At 47.2% G+C, this 4852-nt stretch carries 2 protein-coding genes; both read left to right on the top strand.

The window, feature by feature from the left end:
• The coding region (locus H6F80_RS11440) for a hypothetical protein (protein ID WP_199296516.1) at window positions 1-420 on the top strand (420 nt) is incomplete at its 5' end.
• Between the two features lie 126 nt (window positions 421-546).
• A partial coding sequence (locus H6F80_RS11435; protein WP_199296515.1) for an ATP-binding protein occupies window positions 547-4852 on the top strand: 4306 nt, incomplete at its 3' end.

Below are 4852 nucleotides of genomic sequence, written 5' to 3'. Positions count from 1 at the left end.
GTGGATGAGGATGGAGCTTATCTTTACCGCCATATAATTCACCCTGACTTACCGGGTTTGGCATTTATCGGCTGGGCTTCGACATTTTCCAATTCGCTCACGACCCACTTAGAGGTTATCTGGTTAATTCATTTGCTCAAGGGCAAGATTCAACTGCCTGAGCCTGAGGTGATGTGGCAGGAGATTTCCCAGATGAAACATTGGAAACGGAGCTTTATCCCGCCTGTTGCTGGACGCGGTTCGCTGCTGCAAACGCACATGTGGCATTATCACGATGAATTGCTGGGTGATCTCTCGATTAATCCGTACCGCAAGTCTAATCCGATCACTGAATGGCTTCAGGATTATCGCCCGGCTGATTACCGTGATCTCGTGACGGAGATGGCTTCTTTGACGTGGGAAAGCCAGGTAAAGCCATGATGCTGAGAGATTAACATTGCCAGTTCATGACTACCCTCCTTTAAGCAGTAATATTGCTGCCACCGCAATATTTTTCTTTAGCGATGGGCATACTACAGAACGACTTCTTGCCCTGAGGACTAGAACATGGATGCGATCGCTAATCTGTCTGGCTATGCCATCAGCGAACTACTCTACTCAGGTTCTCGAACTCTGGTTTATCGGGGGGTTCGGGAGGGCGATCAACATCCAGTCGTCATCAAATTGCTGCGGAATCCATTTCCTAGCCTCAGTGAACTCGTACAGTTCCGCAATCAATATACGATCGCCAAAAATCTCGATCTGCCTGGCATCATCCAACCATTGGCTCTGGAGTTTCATGAAAATGCCTATGCGCTGGTGATGGAGGATTTTGGTGCGGTCTCGCTTTCAGAATATCGAAAAACAGAAGGAGAAGGACAACAGGAAGAAGGCTTGTCTAGCTTCTCGTTGCCAAATTTTCTCTCCATTGCACTGCAACTATCCGTGATCTTGGATGGACTGTCTCGTTACCGAGTGATCCACAAAGACATCAAACCCGCCAATATCCTGATTCATCCCATCAGCAAACAGGTTAAGCTGATTGACTTCAGCATCGCCTCGCTGCTACCCCGTGAAAGTCAGGAAATTCAGAATCCTAATATGCTGGAGGGCACCCTTGCTTACCTGTCTCCAGAGCAGACAGGACGGATGAACCGGGGAATTGACTACCGCAGCGATTTATACTCCCTCGGTGTCACGTTTTACGAACTGCTGACGGGGCAGTTGCCTTTTGTATCTGCTGACCTGATGGAGCTAGTGCATTGTCATTTAGCGAAGCAGCCCATTCCGCCGCATCAACTAGGTAAGGGGGCAGAGGAGATTCCAGAAGTCCTCTCCCAGATTGTGATCAAGTTGATGGCGAAGAATGCCGAAGACCGCTACCAGAGCGCATTGGGACTGAAGCATGATTTAGAAACTTGTCTCTTTCAGTGGAAAGAAACGGGCAAAATTAAGCCGTTTGAGTTAGGTGAGCGCGATGTATGCGATCGCTTCCTGATTTCTGAAAAGCTTTACGGTCGGCAAACAGAAGTAGAAACGCTCCTGGCTGCCTTTGAACGAGTCAGCACGGGCAGCACCGAAATGATCTTGGTCGCTGGCTTCTCCGGTATTGGCAAAACGGCGGTCGTGAATGAAGTTCATAAGCCGATCGTGCGTCAGCGGGGCTATTTCATCAAAGGCAAATATGACCAGTTCCAGCGCAATATTCCTTTTTCGGCCTTTGTTCAGGCGTTTCGCGATCTCATGGGGCAGCTACTCAGTGAGAGTGATGCTCAGATCGAGCAGTGGAAAACCAAGATTTTGGCTGCAATTGGCGAAAACGGCAAAGTGCTGATTGAAGTGATTCCAGAACTGGAGCATATCATCGGTGAACAGCCTGCTGTTCCAGAACTTTCTGGCAGTGCTGCGCAGAACCGCTTTAACTTAGTGTTTCAGAAGTTTGTGCAGGTCTTCACGATCGCCGATCATCCATTAGTGTTGTTTTTGGATGATTTGCAGTGGGCAGATTCGGCATCGCTCAAGCTGATGCAACTGCTGATGCAAGATACAGGTCATTTGCTAGTTATTGGTGCCTATCGAGATAACGAAGTCTCCCCCGTGCATCCGTTCATGGTGACGATCGATGCGATTCAGCAAACAGGGGCAACGGTGAATACGATGACACTAAAACCGTTGAGCCGCTTTGATGTCAATCAATTGATTGCCGATACGCTGAGTTGTGAGCTAGCAATTGCCGAACCGCTAACAGAATTAGTGGATCAAAAAACGCAAGGAAATCCCTTTTTCACGACCCAGTTTCTCAAGGCGTTACATGCCGAAAAGCTGATTACCTTTAACTTAGAGGCTCGGCATTGGCAGTGTGATATTGCTCAGGTCAGAGCGGCTGCCTTGACGAATGATGTGGTTGAGTTTATGGCACTTCAGCTACAGAAGCTGCCTCCTGAAACGCAGGAAGTCTTAAAACTAGCTGCCTGTATTGGTGCCCAGTTTGATCTCAATACATTGGCGATCGTTTTAGAAAAATCCCAGACAGAAACTGCAACCGATCTCTGGAAAGCGTTGCAAGAAGGGTTTATTCTTCCCACGACTGAAATCTACAAGTTTTTTACTGCTACCGAGCAGTTTTCATTGACTACACCCGTAACTGAATCTGTTGCCAACCCTCTTTACAGATTTCTGCACGATCGCGTGCAACAAGCTGCTTATTCCCTGATTCCTGAATCGCAAAAGCAACAGACTCATTTGAAGGTTGGGCAATTATTGCTGAATTCGCTCGATGCAGCAGGAGTGGAAGAAAAGATTTTTGATATTGTGAATCACTTCAACATTGCGGTTGATCTGATTGCAGATCGAGCAGAACAAGAGCAGCTTGCTCAGTTGAACCTGACAGCGGGACGCAAGGCAAAGGCATCAACTGCTTATGAACCTGCGCTCAAATATTTGCGCCAGGGAATCAAGCTACTCGCTCAGGATAGTTGGGCTGTGCAATACCCATTGACGCTGGATTTGTATGTGCAGACTGTTGAATTAGAGTATCTCAATACTAACTTTCCAGAAGCACAAGCACTGTCTGAGGTTGTTTTAGAACATGCTCAAACGCTACTCGATAAAACACGAGTGTATGAGCTAAAAGTGCAATTTTACAACGCCCAAAACCAGATGGTGAAGGGAGTTGAACTGGGTTTGGATGTGGTTAAACAGTTGGGCGTTTCCCTTTACCAACTGCCTGAAAATCCAGACGGATGGACGAAGTTGCCGAGCTTAGCAGATTTAGATCAGATGCCAACGATGAGCGATCCTCACAAGCTAGCAGCCTTGCGGTTGTTGATGGTAATCAATCCTGCGGCATTTGTCACCTCGTTTACGACCTATGCTCAGGTGATTCTAACGATGGTCAATCTGTGCCTTGAGCATGGCAACTCCGGGGTGGCGGCGATCGCCTATGGTCACTATGGCTTAATTCTCTGCGGCATGGGCGATATTGATGCAGGCTATCACTCTGGGCAACTTGCCTTGAAACTCCTGGAAAAATTTAGAGCGAATGAATTTAAGAGCAACGTTTACTGTCTGTTTAATGGCTTTACTCGACATTGGAAAGAACATGCCAAATACTGCTTGCTCCCCTTATTAGAAGGAATCCAGAGTGGGCTAGAAACAGGTGATATTGAATTCGCAGGTTACAACACATTTTTGTATTGCGACAAAGCGTTTAGCATTGGTCAATATCTGGAAACGATTGAACAAAAGCAGCGATTACATATCGATCTAATGGTGAAATTCAAACAAGAATTTACCATTTATCACGATAAGGTTTGGCATCAGTTAATTTTGAATTTTCAGGGATTGTCTCCAGAGCCAATTCGGTTAATTGGCGAGAGCTTCGATGAAACCGAAATGTTGGCGCATCTCAAAGCAACAAACAACGGTATGTCCCTATTTACCGCTTATGTTGCCAAAACAATGCTGGCTTACCATTTCGGAGACTATGCTCAGTCCTTACAGCATGCAATCACTGCGGTAGGCTACGCGGGCGGTGGTACAGGAACCCTGGCTTCGGCAACTCATAACCTGTATCACTCCCTTGCGCTCCTGGCGTTGTATCCTGATGCTCCATTGTTGGAGCAGGAACAATATTTAGAGAAGGTAGCAGCCCATCAACAGGTGGTGCAGAAATGGGCACAATATGCGCCGATGAATCACTTACACAAATACTATCTGGTTGAAGCCGAGCGTCATCGGGTGTTAGGCAACTATGCAGAAGCGATCGCCCATTACGATCGGGCTATCAGCCTTGCGAATGAAAACGAATACGTGAACGAAGAAGCATTGGCAAACGAACTTGCCGCGAAGTTCTATTTGGCATGGGGTAAAGAAAAAGTCGCCCAGTCCTACATCATCGATGCTTATTATGCCTATGGTCGCTGGGGTGCTAAAGCGAAAGTCGATGCTTTAGAACAGCAATACCCCAAATTACTAACCCTGATTCTGCAACAACGGCAGCAAAGCTTCACTTCGACTGAGACGATTATATTACACACCGTTAGCACCTCTACCTCTGACAGCACCAGTCTCTCAGCAGCACTTGACTTGGGAAGTATCCTCAAAGCCTCTCAAGCTCTCTCTAGTGAAATTGAGTTAGAAAAGCTCCTTTCTGCCCTACTCCAGGTTGTGATGGAAAATGCCGGAGCCGACAGAAGTGTATTGCTACTACCTAAAAACGATCAGTGGGTGATCGAGGCGATCGCTCAAATCGGACAGCCTTCCATCATCCTAAAATCCCTTCCGCTTGACACCAGTCAGGCAATTCCAACTTCTGTTATCAACAGGGTTAGGCATACCTTGCAGTCCCTGGTCATCAATCAGGCTGTTGCCC

It is taken from the genome of Leptolyngbya sp. FACHB-711 (assembly GCF_014695615.1).
Lineage (GTDB): Bacteria > Cyanobacteriota > Cyanobacteriia > Elainellales > Elainellaceae > Leptolyngbya_A.
Note: the sequence above shows the minus strand (reverse complement) of the source record. Positions and strands in the feature narration are given on the sequence as shown.